18 protein-coding genes are annotated in these 16,771 nt (G+C 63.7%); 8 read left to right on the top strand and 10 right to left on the bottom strand.

The features are described from left to right. Nucleotides 1-30 precede the first annotated feature (30 nt). The gene (locus tag R3C13_RS02260) at nt 31-1,140 is read left to right on the top strand and encodes a hypothetical protein (RefSeq protein ID WP_371309170.1); all 1,110 of its coding nucleotides are present in this window, start codon (nt 31-33) and stop codon (nt 1,138-1,140) included. Here the strand turns inward: R3C13_RS02260 and R3C13_RS02255 are convergent, their stop codons facing one another. Next, nucleotides 1,141-2,268 carry a serine hydrolase domain-containing protein gene (locus R3C13_RS02255; protein WP_371309169.1) on the bottom strand — a complete coding sequence of 376 codons (1,128 nt, stop codon included), beginning with the start codon at nt 2,266-2,268 and terminating at the stop codon, nt 1,141-1,143. It abuts the gene before it with no gap. A 79-nt stretch (nt 2,269-2,347) separates the two neighbouring features. After that, the gene (locus R3C13_RS02250; protein WP_371309168.1) at nt 2,348-3,010 is read right to left on the bottom strand and encodes a TetR/AcrR family transcriptional regulator; all 663 of its coding nucleotides are present in this window, start codon (nt 3,008-3,010) and stop codon (nt 2,348-2,350) included. A 256-nt stretch (nt 3,011-3,266) separates the two neighbouring features. Between R3C13_RS02250 and R3C13_RS02245 the strand changes: the two genes are divergently transcribed. Further along, a complete protein-coding gene (locus R3C13_RS02245; RefSeq protein WP_371309167.1) occupies nt 3,267-4,433 on the top strand; it encodes an HlyD family secretion protein in 1,167 nt (388 codons plus the stop codon). A 54-nt stretch (nt 4,434-4,487) separates the two neighbouring features. After that, nucleotides 4,488-6,047, top strand: coding sequence for a DHA2 family efflux MFS transporter permease subunit (locus R3C13_RS02240; protein ID WP_371309166.1), 1,560 nt, complete (start codon nt 4,488-4,490; stop codon nt 6,045-6,047). Between the two features lie 7 nt (nt 6,048-6,054). On the opposite strand, the gene dgcA is transcribed toward R3C13_RS02240, so the two are convergent. Beyond that, nucleotides 6,055-7,038: an N-acetyl-D-Glu racemase DgcA gene (gene dgcA / locus R3C13_RS02235; RefSeq protein WP_371309165.1), complete on the bottom strand. Its 984-nt coding sequence runs from the start codon at nt 7,036-7,038 to the stop codon at nt 6,055-6,057. An 87-nt stretch (nt 7,039-7,125) separates the two neighbouring features. Between dgcA and R3C13_RS02230 the strand changes: the two genes are divergently transcribed. The 4 genes from R3C13_RS02230 to R3C13_RS02215 are packed head-to-tail and all read left to right on the top strand — an operon-like array spanning nt 7,126 to nt 10,579. Further along, a complete protein-coding gene (locus R3C13_RS02230) occupies nt 7,126-8,247 on the top strand; it encodes an ABC transporter permease (protein WP_371309164.1) in 1,122 nt (373 codons plus the stop codon). Beyond that, on the top strand, nt 8,244-9,008 hold the full coding sequence (locus tag R3C13_RS02225) for an ABC transporter ATP-binding protein (protein ID WP_371309163.1): 765 nt from the start codon (nt 8,244-8,246) through the stop codon (nt 9,006-9,008). Before R3C13_RS02230 ends, R3C13_RS02225 begins: the two co-directional genes overlap by 4 nt. A gap of 15 nt (nt 9,009-9,023) precedes the next feature. Then, entirely contained in the window at nt 9,024-9,986 is a 963-nt protein-coding gene (locus R3C13_RS02220; RefSeq protein ID WP_371309162.1) for an MlaD family protein, read from the top strand. Then, nucleotides 9,983-10,579 (top strand): ABC-type transport auxiliary lipoprotein family protein, encoded by a 597-nt coding sequence (locus R3C13_RS02215; protein WP_371309161.1) that lies wholly within the window; start codon nt 9,983-9,985, stop codon nt 10,577-10,579. The genes R3C13_RS02220 and R3C13_RS02215 overlap by 4 nt, the downstream gene beginning before the upstream one ends. On the opposite strand, the gene R3C13_RS02210 is transcribed toward R3C13_RS02215, so the two are convergent. The 6 genes from R3C13_RS02210 to R3C13_RS02185 all read right to left on the bottom strand — a co-directional run bounded on the left by R3C13_RS02210 (nt 10,568) and on the right by R3C13_RS02185 (nt 15,537). After that, nucleotides 10,568-11,731, bottom strand: a complete 1,164-nt coding sequence (locus tag R3C13_RS02210; RefSeq protein WP_371309160.1) for a low temperature requirement protein A — start codon at nt 11,729-11,731, stop codon at nt 10,568-10,570. The genes R3C13_RS02215 and R3C13_RS02210 overlap by 12 nt on opposite strands. 73 nt (nt 11,732-11,804) lie before the next feature. Then, nucleotides 11,805-11,999 carry a DUF2892 domain-containing protein gene (locus R3C13_RS02205; RefSeq protein WP_371309159.1) on the bottom strand — a complete coding sequence of 65 codons (195 nt, stop codon included), beginning with the start codon at nt 11,997-11,999 and terminating at the stop codon, nt 11,805-11,807. Nucleotides 12,000-12,062: 63 nt separating this feature from the next. Beyond that, complete coding sequence (locus R3C13_RS02200) at nt 12,063-12,680, bottom strand: Crp/Fnr family transcriptional regulator (RefSeq protein WP_371309158.1); 618 nt, start codon at nt 12,678-12,680, stop codon at nt 12,063-12,065. A 42-nt stretch (nt 12,681-12,722) separates the two neighbouring features. Next, complete coding sequence (locus R3C13_RS02195; RefSeq protein WP_371309157.1) at nt 12,723-13,928, bottom strand: acyl-CoA dehydrogenase family protein; 1,206 nt, start codon at nt 13,926-13,928, stop codon at nt 12,723-12,725. A 17-nt stretch (nt 13,929-13,945) separates the two neighbouring features. Continuing rightward, nucleotides 13,946-14,425: a hypothetical protein gene (locus R3C13_RS02190; RefSeq protein WP_371309156.1), complete on the bottom strand. Its 480-nt coding sequence runs from the start codon at nt 14,423-14,425 to the stop codon at nt 13,946-13,948. Further along, complete coding sequence (locus R3C13_RS02185; protein ID WP_371309155.1) at nt 14,422-15,537, bottom strand: acyl-CoA dehydrogenase family protein; 1,116 nt, start codon at nt 15,535-15,537, stop codon at nt 14,422-14,424. The genes R3C13_RS02190 and R3C13_RS02185 overlap by 4 nt, the downstream gene beginning before the upstream one ends. Nucleotides 15,538-15,734: 197 nt before the next feature. On the opposite strand from R3C13_RS02185, the gene R3C13_RS02180 reads away from it, so the two are divergent. Beyond that, nucleotides 15,735-16,319, top strand: a complete 585-nt coding sequence (locus R3C13_RS02180; protein ID WP_371309154.1) for a hypothetical protein — start codon at nt 15,735-15,737, stop codon at nt 16,317-16,319. 6 nt (nt 16,320-16,325) lie between these two features. Here the strand turns inward: R3C13_RS02180 and R3C13_RS02175 are convergent, their stop codons facing one another. Continuing rightward, nucleotides 16,326-16,688: a VanZ family protein gene (locus tag R3C13_RS02175; protein ID WP_371309153.1), complete on the bottom strand. Its 363-nt coding sequence runs from the start codon at nt 16,686-16,688 to the stop codon at nt 16,326-16,328. Between the last annotated feature and the right edge of the window lie 83 nt (nt 16,689-16,771).

The raw sequence follows: 16,771 nt of genomic DNA, 5'->3' as shown, positions 1-16,771 counted from the left end.
AGTGGTCACGCTGAGGAAGGAACCTAAGCCATGCTCACCGCCGGTGACGAATACCCGATCCACCAGACGCCGGAGCCCATCGCCTATTCGGGCTCCGACCGGAATTTCTACGACCGCTATTTCTACAATGGCTATTCGGCCGACGGCAGCGTGTTCTTTGCCGCGGCCATGGGCGTCTATCCGCACCTGAATGTCATCGACGCCTCCTTCTCCGTCCTCCGGAACGGCAAGCAGAGCTCGCTCTACTTCTCCCGCCCGCTCAACATGGAGCGGATGGATACGTTCGTGGGCGGATTTTCGGTCGAGGTGGTGGAGCCTCTGAAACGCATCCGCCTGCAGGTGAAGGAAACCGAGGGCATCGCCTTCGACGCGGAATTCACCGGCCGTTCTTTCCCCATCGAGGAACCGCGCTTCACCCGCCGCCAGGGCCCGCGCATGCTGATGGACCTTACCCGCATGACGCAGAATGGCCGCTGGTCCGGGACGCTGAAGATCGATGGCGAGGAGATCCAACTCGACCCCGCCTCATGGACCGGCACGCGCGACCGCTCCTGGGGTGTGCGCCCGATCGGCGCACCGGATGCCCAGCCGCTGATCCCGCCGCTCGACCCGCAATTCTACTGGATCTGGACGCCCACCAACTTCCCGAACCTGTCGCTTTACTTCCACGTCAATGACGATGCGAAGGGCGACGCCTGGAACAAGCGCTCCGTCCTCGTCATGGATGGCGCAAAGCAGGGTGAGCGCCTGCATCTCGATGAGGCGCAGATGAAAGTCACCTATGCCCCCGGCACCCGCCGCATGGCGAAGGCGACGCTGAATGTGAAAGACGGGCAGGGCAATCCGCATGCGGTGCATTTCGAGCCCATCGGCACTTTCCTCATGAAGGGCATCGGCTATGGCCACGCCAAATTCCGGCACGGCATGAGCCATGGCGACCAGCTGGTCGTCGAACGCGAGGACATGGACCCGAACGCTGCCTGGAATATCCCGGAAAACCTGCACATCCAGGAAATCGTCCGGGCCCGCCATGAAGGGCCGGGCGGCCTCGCTTCCGAAGGCATCGGCGTGTTCGAGCAGCTGTTCATGGGGCCGCACGGTCCCAGCGGCTTCAAGTCGATCCTCGACGGCGCGGCCTGATCAGGCCATCGCCTGCCAGACCTGAGCGGCCAGCGTGATGGCGCGCATGTCGCCGGTCGTCGTGCCCTGCATCCGGTTCATGGCATAGGCGATGGTCAGCCGGTTCTTCAGGTCGACCAGCACGAGCGAGCCGCCATAGCCACCCCAGAACATGGACTCGTCATTCAGCGCCGGCGACAGCGGGCCGGAGAGGCCAAAGCCCATGCCATAGCGCACCGGCATGCCCAGAACGATGTCCGTCGTATCGATCTGGCACTCCAGCGCCCTGCGGCATCCGGCTTCCGACAGGAAGCGCCTGCCGCCCATCTCGCCATGGTTTGCAAGGATCGACTGCACCATGGCGACCGAGCGGGCATTGCCGGTACCGCCGGCGGCCGGAATTTCCGCGCCGCGCCAGGCCCGCGTGCGCGTCTCGCTGACATCGACCGGCGGATTGTTGAAGGCCGCCTTCTGCGCTGCGTTCTGCTCTCCGGAGGCAAGGCCGACACCCGGCGGCGGCGTCAGGTCTGCGACGCGCGCATCTTCCGTGGCCGGAAGGCCGATATGGAAATCGGCGCCCAGCGGTCCCGCAAGCTCCTCGCGGAAAACGGTGCCCAGCGAACGCCCGTCGATCCGCCGCACGACTTCGCCGACCAGATAGCCCTGCGTCACCGCATGATAGCCGGCCTGCGTGCCCGCCTCCCATAGCGGGGCCTGCTCGGCCAGCAACCCGCACGCCTTGTCCCAGTCGTAAAGGTCATGCTTGTCCATCGGCGCGGTCCAGCCGGGCAGGCCGGCGGAATGACTCATCAGATGGCTGACTTTCGTTGCCGCTTTCCCGTTCGCCGCAAACTCCGGCCAGTATTCCGCTACCGGCGCATCGAAATCCAGCCTGCCCTGGTCGGCCAGCCAGAGGGCGGTCAGGGCCGTCATGGTCTTCGTCGTCGAATACACATTGACGATCGTGTCGCGCTCCCAGGCCCGCGTCTTTTCCGGATCGGCCCAGCCGCCCCAGAGGTCGACGACCGTCTCGCCATCCTTCACCACGCAGAAGGAAGCGCCGATGTCCGTGCCGTCATCCAGGTTGCGCTCGAACTGGTCGCGCACCGCCGCAAATTTCTCGTCCGTAAAGCCGCCCGCTTGCGCCATGCTGTACCTCCTGAGTTTCGCGGGAACCCTAGGCAGGGCAGGGCGGCACGGCAATTCCGTCCGTGGCGGAAACTCCGGATCAGCGCCGCGCGGCGACGCCGTTCAGGAAGATGCTGACGGCGCGTTCGACATTCGCCGAAACATCCGCCTCGGTCGGCTGGATGGTCGAGTCGAGCAGCGCGCGGGTCTGGATGCCGGAGCGGACCATGTCGAGGAACATCGAGGCCAGCTGTTCGAAATCGCCGGCTTCGATCTCTCCGGCCGCCTGCCGGTCTTCCAGATAGGCAGCCAGCGCGGCCCGAAGGGCGTTCGGCCCCCGGTCGAGAAAACGCCGGGCGATATCCGGAAACTTCCGGGCGAGGCCGACGATCAGCCGGTAAAGCTCCAGCGACTGCGGCTGCACCAGCTTGCGGGCATATTGCTCGCCGATCCGCGTCAGGCCCACCGCGATCGGCGTATGCGCCTTCAGTTCCACTTCCAGCGCCTCGGTGAACTCCGCCATCCGTGCTTCCAGCATGGCGAGGAAGATGCCTTCCTTGTCGCCGAACTGGGCGTACAGCGTCGCCAGCGATCCGCCGGCCCGGCGCACGATTTCGGACATGTTGGCCGCTTCATAGCCCTGTTCGAGGAACACTTCCCGCGCCGCCTCAAGGAAGGCGGCCCGCCGCAATTCGGCGCGCGAGCCCGCTTCGGCCTTCCGGCGTCCGGGCTGTGCAGGGGAGCTATGCTTCATCGCAGTCATGTTTAGCCGATCTGGTTACTTGATTCTTGCGTAATACAGATTACATTGCAAGCCGATGTAACACCAATTACACTTTTTGGGCGTACCACCGGCGCCAGAAAAGCCAACTCGCAAAGCTAGTGCCCCGGAACCTGACATGGCCGTCAAACCGTTCAAACGAGAATCCGCGTCTTCCTCCCAGACGCTGCCTGTGGCGGAGGTCGTTCCTCCGCCACAGGCACTTCCTCAGGCTGAGCCCCCCGTCGCGAAAGAGGCCATGCCCTCGTCCGCTGTTTCGGCGCTCCTCTACCGCTTCAGGGCTGATCCCCGCCGCTACATCCTCTCTGGTATCGGCGCCGTGGCGGCCCTGTTTCTTGTCTATCAGGGTGTCCACTGGCTGATCGCCGGCCGGTATGAAGTGACCACTGATAACGCCTATATCCGGGCCGACATCGCCACCATTGCGCCGAAGGTGCAGGGCTATGTCGACCAGGTGCTGGTAACGGACAACCAGGTTGTCAAAGCGGGTGACCTGCTGGTGACGCTGGAAGTTGCCGACTATTCGACTCGCATCGCCGAAGCCGATGCCGGCCTTCAGCAGGCGATCGCCGACGCCCAGCAGGCGCGCGCCCGCGTCGCCTCCGCCGAAGCGGCCCTCGAGACCGCCAAGGCACAGGTGGCCGCCCAGCGCGACCGGCTGACCCAGACCCGCGCCCAGACCGACGCCTCCAAAGCCGATGCGGACCTCGCCGCTTCGGATCTCGCGCGCTATTCCGAACTCGCCGCCAAGGGCCACTATCCGAAAGCGAGCCTCGATGCCGCCGCGACCAAGGCGGAAGCCGCACGGGCAACGCTTGCCCAGTCGAAAGCCGCCATCACCACCAGCCAGAGCGAACTCAGCGTCGCGCAGGCCTCTTATCACCGCGCCGAGGAAGACCTCGCGGCTGCGAAGGCCGCCGTGGCGGGTGCCGATGCCCGCATCGATGCGGCGAAAGCCGGTGTCGATGCGGCGAAGCTCGATGCGACCCGCACCGAACTGCGCGCGCCGTTCGACGGCGTCGTTGCCAATCGCGTCGTCGCCCCCGGCCAGCTGCTCAATCCGGGCCAGCAGACCATGGCCATCGTGCCGGTCTCGGAAGCCTATGTTGTCGCCAACTTCAAGGAGACCCAGGTCGAGCGCATGGTCGCCGGCCAGAAGGTCCACCTGCATGTCGACGCCTATCCGGACCTCGCAGTCGAGGGCACGGTCGAGTCCATCGCGCCGGCCACCGGCGGCCAGTTCAGCCTGATCCCGATGGACACGGCCACCGGCAATTTCACCAAGATCGTCCAGCGGGTTCCGGTGCGCGTCCGTCTCTCCGATGAGGCGCTCGCGACCGGACTCATGCGGCCGGGTCTGTCGGTCGAGGCAACCGTCATCGCCCGCACGCCGTCGGCCGATTAATCTGCAATCCGGATCGCGAAAAACCGGTCCGCAAAGTCAACGCTGTCGCCCTCCATGGTCACCTCTCAGGCACGTCCGGTCAGCAATGTGGCGCTCAACATCGGCTTCTTTGCCATGGTGATCGGCATGTTCATGGCCATTCTGGACATCCAGATCGTGGCCAGTTCCATCCGCCAGATCCAGGCGGGCGTGTCGGCCAGCCAGGAAGAAATTGCCTGGATTCAGTCCGGCTATCTGGTTGCTGAAGTGGTCGGCATTCCGCTGTCGGGCTTCCTCAACCGCGTCTTCGGCCTTCGAAAACTGTTTATCATCTCCGCCGGAGGCTTTGTAATCTCTAGCATTTTGTGCGCACTGTCCTGGGATCTCGACTCTCTGATCCTGTTCCGCGTGCTGCAGGGCTTTGCAGGCGCCGCCATGGTGCCGACCACGATGGCGGCAAGTTTTACCCTTTTCCCGGCCGGTCGCTCGATGAACCAGCAGGTCGCCATCGGCATGGTCGCCACGCTGGCTCCCTCCATCGGCCCGACCCTCGGCGGCTGGATCACCCAGCATGCCTCCTGGCACTGGCTGTTCCTCATCAACGTCGTCCCCGGCATCATCGCGATCACCCTCGTCTCCCTGTATATTCCACGACAGAAAGGGGACATGGCGCTGCTCCGCCGGCTGGACCTGACGGCCTTTGTCGCGATGGCCCTGTTCCTCGGCCTGCTCGAATGGATCGTTGATGAAGCCCCCGGCGACAACTGGTTCGAGAGCAGCACGATCGTGAAGGCGACGGCTGTATGCGCCGCTGCAGGGTTCATCTTCATCAGCCGCGTCCTGAAGTCGCCGACGCCGCTCGTCGACCTCACCGTGTTCAGGGACCGGAATTTCGCCTCCGGTGCCCTGATTGGTTCGGTCATGGGCTTTGGCCTGTACGGCTCGGTCTTCCTGCTTCCGCTGTATCTGGGGCAGGTCCGGGGTTATTCCTCTCTTGAGATCGGGCAGGTGATGAGCGTCGCGGGCATTGCCATGTTCATCGGCGGACCGCTCGGCGGTGCCCTGACGCGGCGCTACGATCCGCGCTATGTCCTGGCGCTCGGCCTTGTCCTGGCGGCTTGCGGCACCTGGATGAATGGCCACCTCAACAGCGAGTCGGGCTTCCGCGAACTGCTCTGGCCGCAGGCGTTCCGCGGCATGGGCCTGATCCTCACCATGATCCCCACGACCAATCTCGCACTGGGCACGCTGCCGCCCGACCGGGTCGCCAATGCGTCCGGCCTGTTCACCGTCTGCCGTAACCTCGGCGGCGCCATCGGCATTGCCATCCTGACGACCATGATGATCGGCTACAACCAGCTGCACGAGCAGCAGATTGCCTCCGGCCTGTCGCTGTCGCGGCCGGACGTGCAGTCCTTCCTCGCGATGATGACCGAGCGGATGCGCGCGGCCGGCGTTGCCGATCCGGAAGCGTCGGCGATGGCGCAGCTTGTCTACCGCACAAAGCTCGAAGCGGCGGTGATGACCTACAACAACCTCTTCCTGACCATGTCGATGTCGTTTGCCCTGATCCTGCTGGTCGTCCTCGTGCTCGACAAACCCAAGCAGGTCGGCAGCGCGCAGCCGGCGCACTGACGGGGCGCTATCCCCAGAGCGCCGCGTCGGGCGGCATGACCATACCGTCCGAATATTTCAGCCCGTTGGCGACATCCTCTTTCAGCCAGAGCGGCCCATCGACATCCGCCGCATCGGCAAGGCCGGCCAGCAGCACGGCCGGCGCCATGGAAACCGATCCCGCCACCATGCAGCCGATCATGACACCCAGTCCGCAGGCGCGCGCTTCGCGGACCATGGCCAGCGCTTCGGTCAGCCCGCCCGCCTTGTCGAGCTTAACGTTCACGGCATCATAGCGCCGGGCAAGATCCTGCAGGTCCGCGCTCGTATGCGCGCTCTCATCGGCACAGATCGCCACCGGTCCAGGCCGGCGCATCAGGCCGGCATCCTGTCCGGCAGGGAAGGGCTGTTCGATCAGCACCACGCCCAGCCGCGCCGCAGCACTGGCCATGGCGGGGAGCTGGTCTGCGCCAAGGCCTTCATTCGCGTCCACGATAAGCCGTGCATCCGGCCGGGCCGCATGCACGGCCTCGACGCGTTCGAGGTCTTCCGGGCCGCCGAGCTTCAGCTTCAGCAACTTGCCGGATGTAGTCTTCGCGGCCGCCGCCATCGCCACCGGCGTGTCGAGGCTGATCGTGACGGCGGTTTCCAGCGGCTTTGGCTGCGGCAGTCCGGCGAGCTGCCAGACCGGCTTGCCCGTCAGCTTCGCTTCGAGATCCCACAGTGCGCAGTCAACCGCGCAGCGGGCCGCCCCCGGCGGCAGCAGGGTCTGTAGTGCGGCCCGGTCCAGACCGCCTTCAAGTTCCGGCCGGATCGCCTCGATGGATGCCACCACACCCTCGACCGTTTCGCCGTAGCGGCCATACGGCACGCACTCGCCCCGGCCGGTGGCGGCGCCCTCTGTCAGGGTGATCAGAACGGTCTCTGCACGCGTCTTGGCGCCCCTGGAAATGGCAAATGCCGCCCTGAGGGGGGATGAAACTGCTTGAATTTCGAGGATTCGTTTGCCCATCGCTCGCCCGGACCGATAAAATTTCACACACTTCCGTTCGTGGTGCTTAAGCATGTTTTGCTAGAAATAACAGGCCAGTTGCCAGAGATGCCAGATACAAGGGCCCCCGGTTTCGCGCTCGATGAGAGCGGCGAAGTGCTCCGCCTCCGACTTTCCGGGGACTGGACGGTCATGACGATTCACCAGGTGGCCGAAGGCATCGAGGCGCTTCAGCCGGCCCGGCCGCTGCAGGTGGATGTCAGCGGTCTCGCCCGCATCGACACTGCCGGCGCCTATCTGATCGACAAGGCGATGCGTGCGGCGCCGGCCGGCTCCGGCCTTGAAGGCGATCATGCGGTCGCCCGGCACCTGCTGCAGCAAGTACATGCCGTGTCGGACCCTGTTCCGCCGGCGCGCAGACCGGACCATGGCTTCACGGCCCTGCTGGAGCGCACCGGCCGCGGTTTCATGAACATCCTGTCGGAGCTTGTCGCCACGCTCGCCTTCCTTGGTGAAACGCTGGTCACGACACTCCGCCTCCTGATGAATCCGTGGAAGATGCGCTGGACGTCGGTCGTTGCGGTGATGGAGGAGGCCGGACTCGACGCGATGCCGATTATCGCTTTCCTGTCCTTCTTCGTGGGGCTTGTCGTTGCTTTTATCGGCGCGACGACGCTGCGCGACTTCGATCTTGAAATCTACACAGTCGAACTGATCGGCTATTCCATGCTGCGGGAATTCGGCGTTGTGCTGACCGGAATCGTGCTCGCCGGACGCACCAATTCCTCGTTCACTGCCCAGATCGGCACGATGAAGATGCGGCAGGAAATCGACGCGATGCAGACGCTGGGCCTGAAGCCGATGGATGTTCTTGTGGCGCCGCGCATTATTGCGATGGTTCTGATGACGCCCGCGCTGGCATTTGTTGCGACGGCTGCCGGGATTGCCGGCGGCATCGTTGTCGGCTGGACGTCGCTCGACATAAATCCGGGCGTGTTCATCGAGCGCCTGCGTAACAATGTGCCGGTGGACCAGTTCTGGGCCGGGATCGCCAAGGCGCCGGTATTCGGCTTCGTCGTATCCCTGATCGCATGCCGCCAGGGGCTGAATGTCGGTGGCAGCGTCCAGTCGCTCGGGCATTCGACGACGACCTCCGTCGTTCAGGCCTTGTTTGCCATCATTGTTCTCGATGCCATGTTCGCCGTCTACTATATGGAGATGGGGATATGAGCGGCGACGTCATCATCCGTATCCGGAATCTGAAGACCGCCTATGGCACCCATGTCGTTCATGAGCATCTCGACCTCGACATCTATCGCGGCGAGATCATCGGCATCATCGGGCCGTCCGGCTGCGGCAAGTCGGTCCTCCTGCGGGCCATCACAGGTCTCAAGGAAATTGCGGACGGCAGTGTCGAAGTCTTCGGCGAGCGGCTCGAAAAACTCGACCCGGAAGAACGGGCGGAAATCGAGCAGCGCTGGGGCGTGATGTTCCAGGATGGAGCCCTGTTTTCGAACCTGACGGTACGGGAAAACGTGGAAGTCCCGCTCAAGGAACATACGCAGATAGACCCGGTTCTCCGGCACGAAATTGCCGACATGAAGATCCGCATGGCAGGGCTCGAACCGTCGGCGAGCCCGAAATATCCGTCCGATCTCTCCGGCGGGATGCGCAAGCGCGCCGCGCTCGCACGGGCGCTGGCGCTGGATCCGGAGCTTCTCTTTCTCGACGAACCGACAGCAGGCCTCGATCCCATTACTGCGGCGGGTTTCGACACGCTGATCCGCAGTCTGCAACAGGCGCTTGGCCTGACGGTCTTCCTCGTGACGCATGATGTGGATACGCTGCATGCAGTCTGCGACCGGATTGCGGTGCTGGGCGACAAGCATGTATTGGCAGTTGGCACGATCGATGAATTGCGTGCCTTCGATCATCCGTGGGTGCAGGAATACTTTGGCGGGCCGCGCGGGCGGGCCGCTACGGGACACTAGAAAGGGGGCCCGGAGATGGAAACGCGAGCGAATTATGCGGTGATCGGCGCCTTCGTCATCATAGCCACGCTGGCCATTGCAGGCTTTGTCCTCTGGCTGGGCCAGTCGCAGTTCCGGCAGGATTTCAAGGCCTATGACGTCGTTTTCGACGGGCCGGTTTCCCTGGAACAGGGTTCTGACGTCCGCTATATCGGCATCAAGGTCGGCGAAGTTTCCTGGGTCCGCATTGACCGGGGCGACCCCTCAAAAGTCCGGGCACGGATCCGGATTGACCGTGAAACGCCGGTCAAGACCGACTCCAACGCCTCGATCCAGCTTGCCGGCATCACGGGCCTCACCTTTGTGCAGATCAGCGCCGGGTCGCCGACCGGAAAATTGCTGGAGGCGCGCGCCGGAGATCCCGTTCCGGTCATCCAGGCCGAACGGACGCCGCTGGATGAAATCGTCGCCGGCAGCGCGCAGGTGCTCGGCCGGGCCAACACTGCGATCGAGAAACTGAACGTCCTCCTGACCGAAGAAAATATCGCGTCGCTCAGCCGCTCGATCGGAAATATCGAAACGATCACAGCGAAACTCGCGGCAGATGACGGCTTGATCACGCAGGCGTCTGTGACGCTGCGCGATGTCTCTTCGGCCAGCAACCGGTTCGAAACCGCATCCGCGTCCCTCGGAGAGTTCGGCGCGACAGCAAACACCGAAATCGGCGACATCGGAGAAGACCTGGATGAACTCCTGGTCGAGTTCCGCAATGTCGTTGCCTCTGCCAACACGGTTGTGGGCGAAGGGGGCAAGGCGCTGACGGCGGCGCGAACGGTGATTGAAGGGCCGGCAACCGGCGCGGTTGAGGATTCTCGGCTCGCCGCTCAGGACCTGCGCGTCCTCATCGCGCGGCTTGACCGGCTTGCCCGTGACCTTGAACAGAACCCGCAGGGCGTCCTGGTCGGACAGCCCATTCCCTACGAGGACAAACGCAAATGATCCGCTTTCTGACGATCTCTGCACTGCTCGCCGCCACGGCCGCTTGCGTGAGTGTTCTGCCGGAACCTGAAACGCCGGACGGCCTCTATCGGTTCGGAGCCATGGCGCAGCAGGCATCCCTCGATGCGACGGTCATCGTGCGCGAGCCGGAGGCCTCCCGCCTCTTCGGTGGTCGGGCCATCGCCGCGGAAGACAGCACCGGCGCCCTCCGTCTCGTTCGCGGGGTCGAATGGGCAGACAGCGCCACGCGCATGATGCAGGTGGCCCTGCTGGATTCCTTCGACAGCGATGGCAAGGGCGTCGCCATCGCCGCTGAGTCCGGCGCGACGGCCGACTATGAGCTTGCCTGGCGCGTCTCGGATTTCACACTCTCGGGCACAACGGCGCGCTGCGGAATCGAGGCGACCTTGCTCGCCGCTCGCACGCGCGATGTGGTCGCTCAGACGAACGTGTCGTCCCGTGCCGATGCCAGCGGGTCTTCAAACGCCTCGCGTGCCCAGGCGCTTGCTGAGGCGGGCCGCACCTGCGTGCGCGAGGTCAGTCGGTTTGTCGCTGCACGCGCAGTCGCCATCCCGGACCAGTCAGGCGAATGACGCCACGACCTTCGGGTCGTTCTTCGCAAGGATAGTCCGGATCGCCGCCGTCGCGACCATCAGCGTTGCAAGCGATTCCATCGGCCAGGGCAGCAACGGCGTGGCGAGGCTCAGCAGGGCGCCGGCGAGCAGGATGAACCGGTTTGCCCCGGTGAGGTTGAAGGCTTCCCGCGCGATTGTCAGTCCGACAAGATAGACAGCAACAGCGATCGCGATCGCCCAGTGTCCGGCAGCGAGCGGCGCATGCGCATGATGCGTCTGCATGTCGATCGCCGCCGCGACGCCCGCGCCGACCGCTGCGGCGCCGGCAAATATCGGGATATGACCATATCCCCAGGTGAAGATGCGCCAGGGTTCGCGTCCCTGCACACTGTCTTCGCGCGTGAAATACACCCACCACATCGCGAACGTGATGATGGCGGCGCTGGCCGCCAGCCGGATCAGCGCGACGTCGACCTCTCCCGCGTCGAAGGTTTCGCGCAGCGCGAAGGAGGTCGACAGAAGCGTCTCGCCGAGAACGATGATGGTCAGCAGGCCGTAGCGTTCGATGATGTGATGCCGATGCCAGGGCGTCATCCCGGCGCGCTCCGACCAGAAGGGAATGATCAGTTCAAGGACGGCGCCAACGGCAAACAGGACGAGCATGGGCGGGGCCCATTCCCACAGGAACAGGCCGAGGACGACCCAGTAGACCTGTACGGCCAGGATGGACCACCCATAGCGCAGGCAGGTCGCCCTGTACCGCGCCGATCCCTTGGCAGCAGAAAACCAGAGATAGGCCATCGCAAGGCGCATGATCACATAGCCGATCACCATGACGCGGATCAGGCGGGAATGCGTAAACTCTGTCACGCCCGCCGCCATGACGAGAGATCCGGACAGGAAAACGAATGTTGCCAGTTTGAAGGACACGCTGTCATCGTCGAACGCCGAGGCGAACCATGTGTAGTTCAGCCAGGCGATCCAGATGGCGAAAAAGGTGATCAGGAAGACCAGCAGGCCTTCCAGATAGTGCGCTTCGGCAAGGGCGTGGTGCAGGCCGGCCGCCGCCGCCGCAATTGCGATGACGGAGGCGAGGTCCACAAACAGTTCGAGCGGCGTCGCAACCCGGTGGTGCTCGTCCGGGTCGCGCTCTTCAAGTCTTCCGATCATTCCCCACCCCTCGCCTGGAACTGCGTCTCAGGCAGGAGTAGGGGCCTCTGCGACCGGGATCAAGCGTGGGGTGCTAGCGCTTCAGCTTGCAGGTATTGATGCCGAGCAGCGAATAGACCGGACATGTGCCGGCAAGTCCCGTCAGCAGCGGTACGAGGCCGATCCAGCCGAACGGTGTCTTCGGGCCGACGAACACGATAGCGATCAGGGCCAGGCCGACGATTACGCGCAGGACGCGATCGATGGTGCCTTCATTGGTCTTGAACATGGCGGGTCTCCTTTTCCAATGACGCCATCATGCCATGTCTGCCGCAACGCTTCCGTGACTAAGTCACGCTTCGTGTGTTTTTTGCTCGAGCCCCTGACGGCGGAGGATTTTTACCCGCCCCCGGCTGCTGTCGACCAGCCCGGACCGGGCAAAGCGGGCGAGTTGCCGGCTGACGACTTCTCGCGCCGAGCCGATCTCGGCGGCGAGCGCTTCGTGCGTCATCTGGATTTCACCTGAAGGGTCCGCCAGCCGCAGCAACGCCTCGGCGAGCCGGGCCTCCAGCCCGGTCAGGGCGAGGCTTTCGACCAGGTGTTCGAAGTCGGCGAAGCGATGCGCGATCGCGCTCGATATGTGTGCGCGAAAGGCGCTGTCCTCTGCCATCAGCCTTTCATAGACCGGCAGGGGAATGATCTCGGCGACGATGTCGGTCTCCGCGATGCCTTCGGCTGTGTAGGTGCGCCCGTCGGCGAGGCAGGCAAAGGTCTGCAGGCAGACATCTCCCGGCTTGACGCGATAGAGCACGATTTCGCGTCCTCCTGGCCCGGTCAGCGACACCTTGATCGTGCCCTCATGCACTGAGACGAAACCGGGACATTCATCCGTGGGCCGGAACAGCACAGTGCCCGCCTGACAGGTCATCGGGCGGGCACCGGCAATGGGGGGAATCGGGCGTGCACTCATGACATCAAACTGCCGTGTGACCGCCCGCGCGCCAAGGGGCGGTCAGCCGCTCTTCATCTGGTCGAAGGGTAGATCCTTGTCGACGCGCACATCCTGGGGCAGGCCCAGCACGCGCTCGGCGATGATGTTCTTCAGGATCTCGTCCGTGCCACCGGCGATGCGAAGGCCCGGCGCCCACATGAAGCTCTGCTGGAAGATCGCATCGGCCGGCATCCGGTCGGGCTCGTTGATGATGCCGTAATGGTCCTGCATCTCGATCGCGGAGTTGCAGATGTCCTGCAAGTGGTTTGCGGTGATGATCTTGCCGATGGAGTTTTCCGGACCCGGCGTCTGGCCCCGTGACAGGGCCGTCTGGGTACGGAACTTGGTCAGCTTGTAGCCCTGCGCCGCGACATACCAGTCCGCCAGCTTTTCGCGGAAGGCCTGGTCCGACAGCGTGCCCGATTGGCGCGCATAGTCCATGATCTCGCCCCAGTCCGGGCCGGGAGAGCCGCCGACGGCAAGCCGCTCATTCATCAGCGTGACGAGCGCCACTTTCCAGCCTGCGCCGACCTCGCCAAGCCGGTCGCTATCCGGGATGCGCACATCCGTGAAGTACACCTCGTTGAACTCGCGCCCGCCGGAGGCCTGATGGATCGGCCGCGCTTCGACGCCTTTCTGCTTCATGTTCACGATGAACATGGTGAGGCCCTTGTGCTTCGGCACTTTCGGATCCGTCCGGACAAGGAGGATGCCGAAGTCCGAATAGTGCGCGCCGGAGGTCCAGACTTTCTGGCCGTTGATCACCCAGTCGTCGCCATCCTTCACGGCGCGGGTCTTGAGGCCTGCGACGTCAGACCCGGCAGAGGGTTCGGAGAACAACTGGCACCAGATTTCCTCGCCCATCAGGGCCTTCTGGACATACCGCTCCTTGTGCGCATCAGAGCCAAAAGCGATGACGGTTGGGATGCACATGCCGAGGCCGATGGCAAAGGGGCCGGTGGGCGCGTCGAATTTCGACTCTTCCTGGCCCCAGATGACGCTTTGCATCGCGGTGCCGCCGCGGCCGCCCCATTCCTTGGGCCAGGTGATTTGGGCGAACTTGTTTTCGGCTTTGATCTTCTGCCAATCCTTTGCCTTCTGCAGCAGGTTCACCCGGTCGCGGCTGGAGGCCATACGACCCGAGCCCTTGGGCTGGAGGTGCTTTTCAAGGAAAGCGCGCGCTTCGGCGCGGAAGGCGGCTTCTTCAGGCGTGTCGTTGAAGTCCATGATGTGTCTTCCTTACCTTATTCCATACCTTTGGCCGTCGAGCTGAGCACAGTCTCGCGGTCTTCATCGGTTAAAAAACTCTGGGCATGCTGTGCAACAAGTGCGGCAAGTTCCGGGCTTTTCATGTAGGTCACCATGACATCGCCTTCTGAGTCCCACTTTATGCCGTCGTCAGGGTTCCTTCCGTCATCGCGCAAGGATTGACGCAGCATCGCTTGCCAGCTGTATCCGCCGCCTTGAAACCCCTGACTCTGCAAGCGTTCAGAGCTCTGATCAATCAGCGGGTCCACTCCTGCAGCAATCTGCACGCTATAGTCGCCGGACTCGGCAACTCGGTTCCAGACAATAACTGGACTGAATGTGGAACGATCAACTCCGAACTCATCATCGAAATTAAACGTCACTTCCATGGGTTCCAATACCTTACCTTGAGGCTCTTGCTTCGAGCAGCCCGATATCATGAGGCTTGCGGCCAGGATGCCAGTACTTGCCTTCAAGCTGCATTCTTCTGTTCAAGGGCTCGCACAAGTTTCTCTTTCCACACCTTCGGTCCGCCGGCCTGCACGGCCAGCAGTTTTGCACGGCGGTAGTAGAGGTGGCAGTCCACTTCCCATGTGAAACCCATGCCGCCATGCGTCTGGATGTTCTCCTTGGAGGCATACCAGAACGCTTCCGATGCCGCGACGCGCGCGGCGGCGGCCGCTTCCGGCATCTCCGGCGCGTCCGTCGACAGGGCCCAGGCTCCATAGAAACAGTTCGAGCGGGCCACCTCGTTCTTCACATACATTTCGGCCAGCTTGTGCTTGATCGCCTGGTTGCCGCCGATCGGGCGGCCGAAGGCGTAACGCTCCAGTGCATACGCCTTCGCCATCTCCAGCGCTTTCGAGGCGCCGCCCAGCTGTTCGAAGGCAAGCAGCACGGCCACCTTGTCCATCAGCGCATCATTCAGTGCCGCGCCATCGCCTGCTTTTCCAAGGCGCGTTGCCGGCGTCTTGGTGAAGGTCAGTTCGGCATGGCCGCGGGTCGGATCGAGCGTGGCTAGCGCGCTGCGTGTCACGCCCGCGCCGGAGAGGTCCACCAGGACGAGGCTTGCGCCCTTGCCTTCCTTGGCGAGGACCACGGCATGGGTGGCGATGCCGCCATCGGTCACCGGAATTTTGGTGCCGCTGATCGTCTTGCCGTCGAATTCGGTGCTGAGATGCGCCGGGTCCGGATGGCCGGGGCCTTCGCTCGCGGCGTAGCAGCCGATGATCTCGCCCGCGACGATGCGGGGCAGGATGTCGTTCTTCTGCTCGTCGGATCCGGCCAGCTTCACCGCTTCGGTCAGGAAGTAGGCCGTCGACGAGAAGGGCACCGGCGCCAGAACGCGGCCCATTTCCTCTGCCAGCACGCACATTTCAAGCATGCCGAGGCCGAGACCGCCCTGTTCCTCGGGGATCGCGGTGCCGAGCCAGCCCATTTCCGCGATCTTCTTCCACAGGCCTTCATGATAGGCCTTGGAGTCATCGTTCAGGATCTCGCGCACGACAGGGATCGCGCTCTCGGCCTCAAGGAATTTCCGCGCCTCGCCGGCAAGGAATTTCTGGTCTTCGGAAAAGTCGAAGTTCATGAGTTTCTGGCCTCCCTCCGCCCGTTGCCCGGGCGCAATTGCATTGTCTGACGGGAAAATAGCGCGCTTTACGTGCGCGGAAAGCCGTGACCACGCGGAAAGGACGAAAGCCCGATCGGTGAAATTTGATCCATGCGTTTCACCGTGCCGCAATCCGCACGTGCCATGATGGTCCATCTTATGGGGAGACACTCAGTATGGCGAAAGCCCTCTTTCACAAGTCGCAGCGCGTCTATGTAAAGCCGGTCGGCACATGGGCCCTGGTCGAGAACGTCGTGCCCCATTGGGTCAAAGACGTCGATGAACCGCTGCGCGTGACCTATGAGTGTGGCCTCGGCCGCCAGTTCCAGGCGCACGAACTGGTCTCCGAACAGGCGATGCAGAATACTGACCGGTCCGATGACGATGACGAAGACCTGCTGATGGAGCATTGGCGGATCAGCCGCCGCAGCCCGTCACGCCGTGCCGAGCTGGGATTGACCCAATCTTCGGTCCAGCAGGGCACCTATCCGGTCGTCCTGACCGACGAGGGCGAGGCAGGCGGCTGGCGCGTTGGTCCGACCGTCTATGACCGTGACCCGCAGCGGATCGAGCACCAGGCCCGCATGATCGTGCACACGCCCGACCTTCTGCGCATCGCGCGCCGGATCGCCGAATTCGCCTCCGAACGTCCGAACGAGTTTCCGAGAGACCTGCGCCCGGTGGCACAGGGCTGCGCGTCCATCCTTCGGTTCGTTTACCAGCTCGACGATGCGCCGGAGGCCGTTGCCGCCGCCGAATAGGCGCCGTCAGCGCTTGCGCAGCGCAAGGGCGAGGCCGGTGCCAAGCGCACCGCCCAGCACATTGGCCAATTCGTCCAGCAGCGACCCCTCCCGCCCGGTGGGCGCCAGCAACTGCGCGACTTCCACACATCCGCCGAACAGCGCCGTCAGCACGAGCGCGCGCAACGCCTTTCCGGGTCCGGCCCAGACCGCCACTGGGAACCCAAGTGCCGCATAGGCGACGAAATGCTTGACCTTGTCGGAACCTTCCACAGGCGGCAGGTCGGCCGATGGCAGCAGCGACAGCGTCGCAATCACAGCCATCAGGAATAGGGCAGCCACACCGGCAACCTGCCGGGCGCGTGGGGAATCCTGGAATAGTGCGATCAATACGGCCTCCGGCGCTTCGCCAGACCCATAGCAAACCATATGTCAGCGCTGAAGCCCCCCTCTCTCGACGTGCGGCACGGCTT

The organism is Hyphomonas sp., from assembly GCF_041398385.1.
In the GTDB taxonomy this organism is placed as follows: domain Bacteria; phylum Pseudomonadota; class Alphaproteobacteria; order Caulobacterales; family Hyphomonadaceae; genus Hyphomonas.
This window is presented reverse-complemented; position numbering and strand designations above follow the sequence as displayed.

Excerpts from the sequence above, each read along its gene's own strand:
- R3C13_RS02180 (WP_371309154.1), top strand. The coding sequence starts at position 15,735 with ATGGCGAAAGCCCTCTTTCACAAGTCGCAGCGCGTCTATGTAAAGCCG.
- R3C13_RS02250 (WP_371309168.1), bottom strand. The coding sequence starts at position 3,010 with ATGACTGCGATGAAGCATAGCTCCCCTGCACAGCCCGGACGCCGGAAG.
- R3C13_RS02210 (WP_371309160.1), bottom strand. The coding sequence starts at position 11,731 with ATGATCGGAAGACTTGAAGAGCGCGACCCGGACGAGCACCACCGGGTT.
- R3C13_RS02245 (WP_371309167.1), top strand. The coding sequence starts at position 3,267 with ATGCCCTCGTCCGCTGTTTCGGCGCTCCTCTACCGCTTCAGGGCTGAT.
- R3C13_RS02205 (WP_371309159.1), bottom strand. The coding sequence starts at position 11,999 with ATGTTCAAGACCAATGAAGGCACCATCGATCGCGTCCTGCGCGTAATC.
- R3C13_RS02230 (WP_371309164.1), top strand. The coding sequence starts at position 7,126 with ATGCCAGATACAAGGGCCCCCGGTTTCGCGCTCGATGAGAGCGGCGAA.
- R3C13_RS02195 (WP_371309157.1), bottom strand. The coding sequence starts at position 13,928 with ATGGACTTCAACGACACGCCTGAAGAAGCCGCCTTCCGCGCCGAAGCG.
- R3C13_RS02255 (WP_371309169.1), bottom strand. The coding sequence starts at position 2,268 with ATGGCGCAAGCGGGCGGCTTTACGGACGAGAAATTTGCGGCGGTGCGC.
- dgcA (WP_371309165.1), bottom strand. The coding sequence starts at position 7,038 with ATGGGCAAACGAATCCTCGAAATTCAAGCAGTTTCATCCCCCCTCAGG.
- R3C13_RS02185 (WP_371309155.1), bottom strand. The coding sequence starts at position 15,537 with ATGAACTTCGACTTTTCCGAAGACCAGAAATTCCTTGCCGGCGAGGCG.
- R3C13_RS02200 (WP_371309158.1), bottom strand. The coding sequence starts at position 12,680 with ATGAGTGCACGCCCGATTCCCCCCATTGCCGGTGCCCGCCCGATGACC.
- R3C13_RS02220 (WP_371309162.1), top strand. The coding sequence starts at position 9,024 with ATGGAAACGCGAGCGAATTATGCGGTGATCGGCGCCTTCGTCATCATA.
- R3C13_RS02215 (WP_371309161.1), top strand. The coding sequence starts at position 9,983 with ATGATCCGCTTTCTGACGATCTCTGCACTGCTCGCCGCCACGGCCGCT.
- R3C13_RS02225 (WP_371309163.1), top strand. The coding sequence starts at position 8,244 with ATGAGCGGCGACGTCATCATCCGTATCCGGAATCTGAAGACCGCCTAT.
- R3C13_RS02260 (WP_371309170.1), top strand. The coding sequence starts at position 31 with ATGCTCACCGCCGGTGACGAATACCCGATCCACCAGACGCCGGAGCCC.
- R3C13_RS02240 (WP_371309166.1), top strand. The coding sequence starts at position 4,488 with ATGGTCACCTCTCAGGCACGTCCGGTCAGCAATGTGGCGCTCAACATC.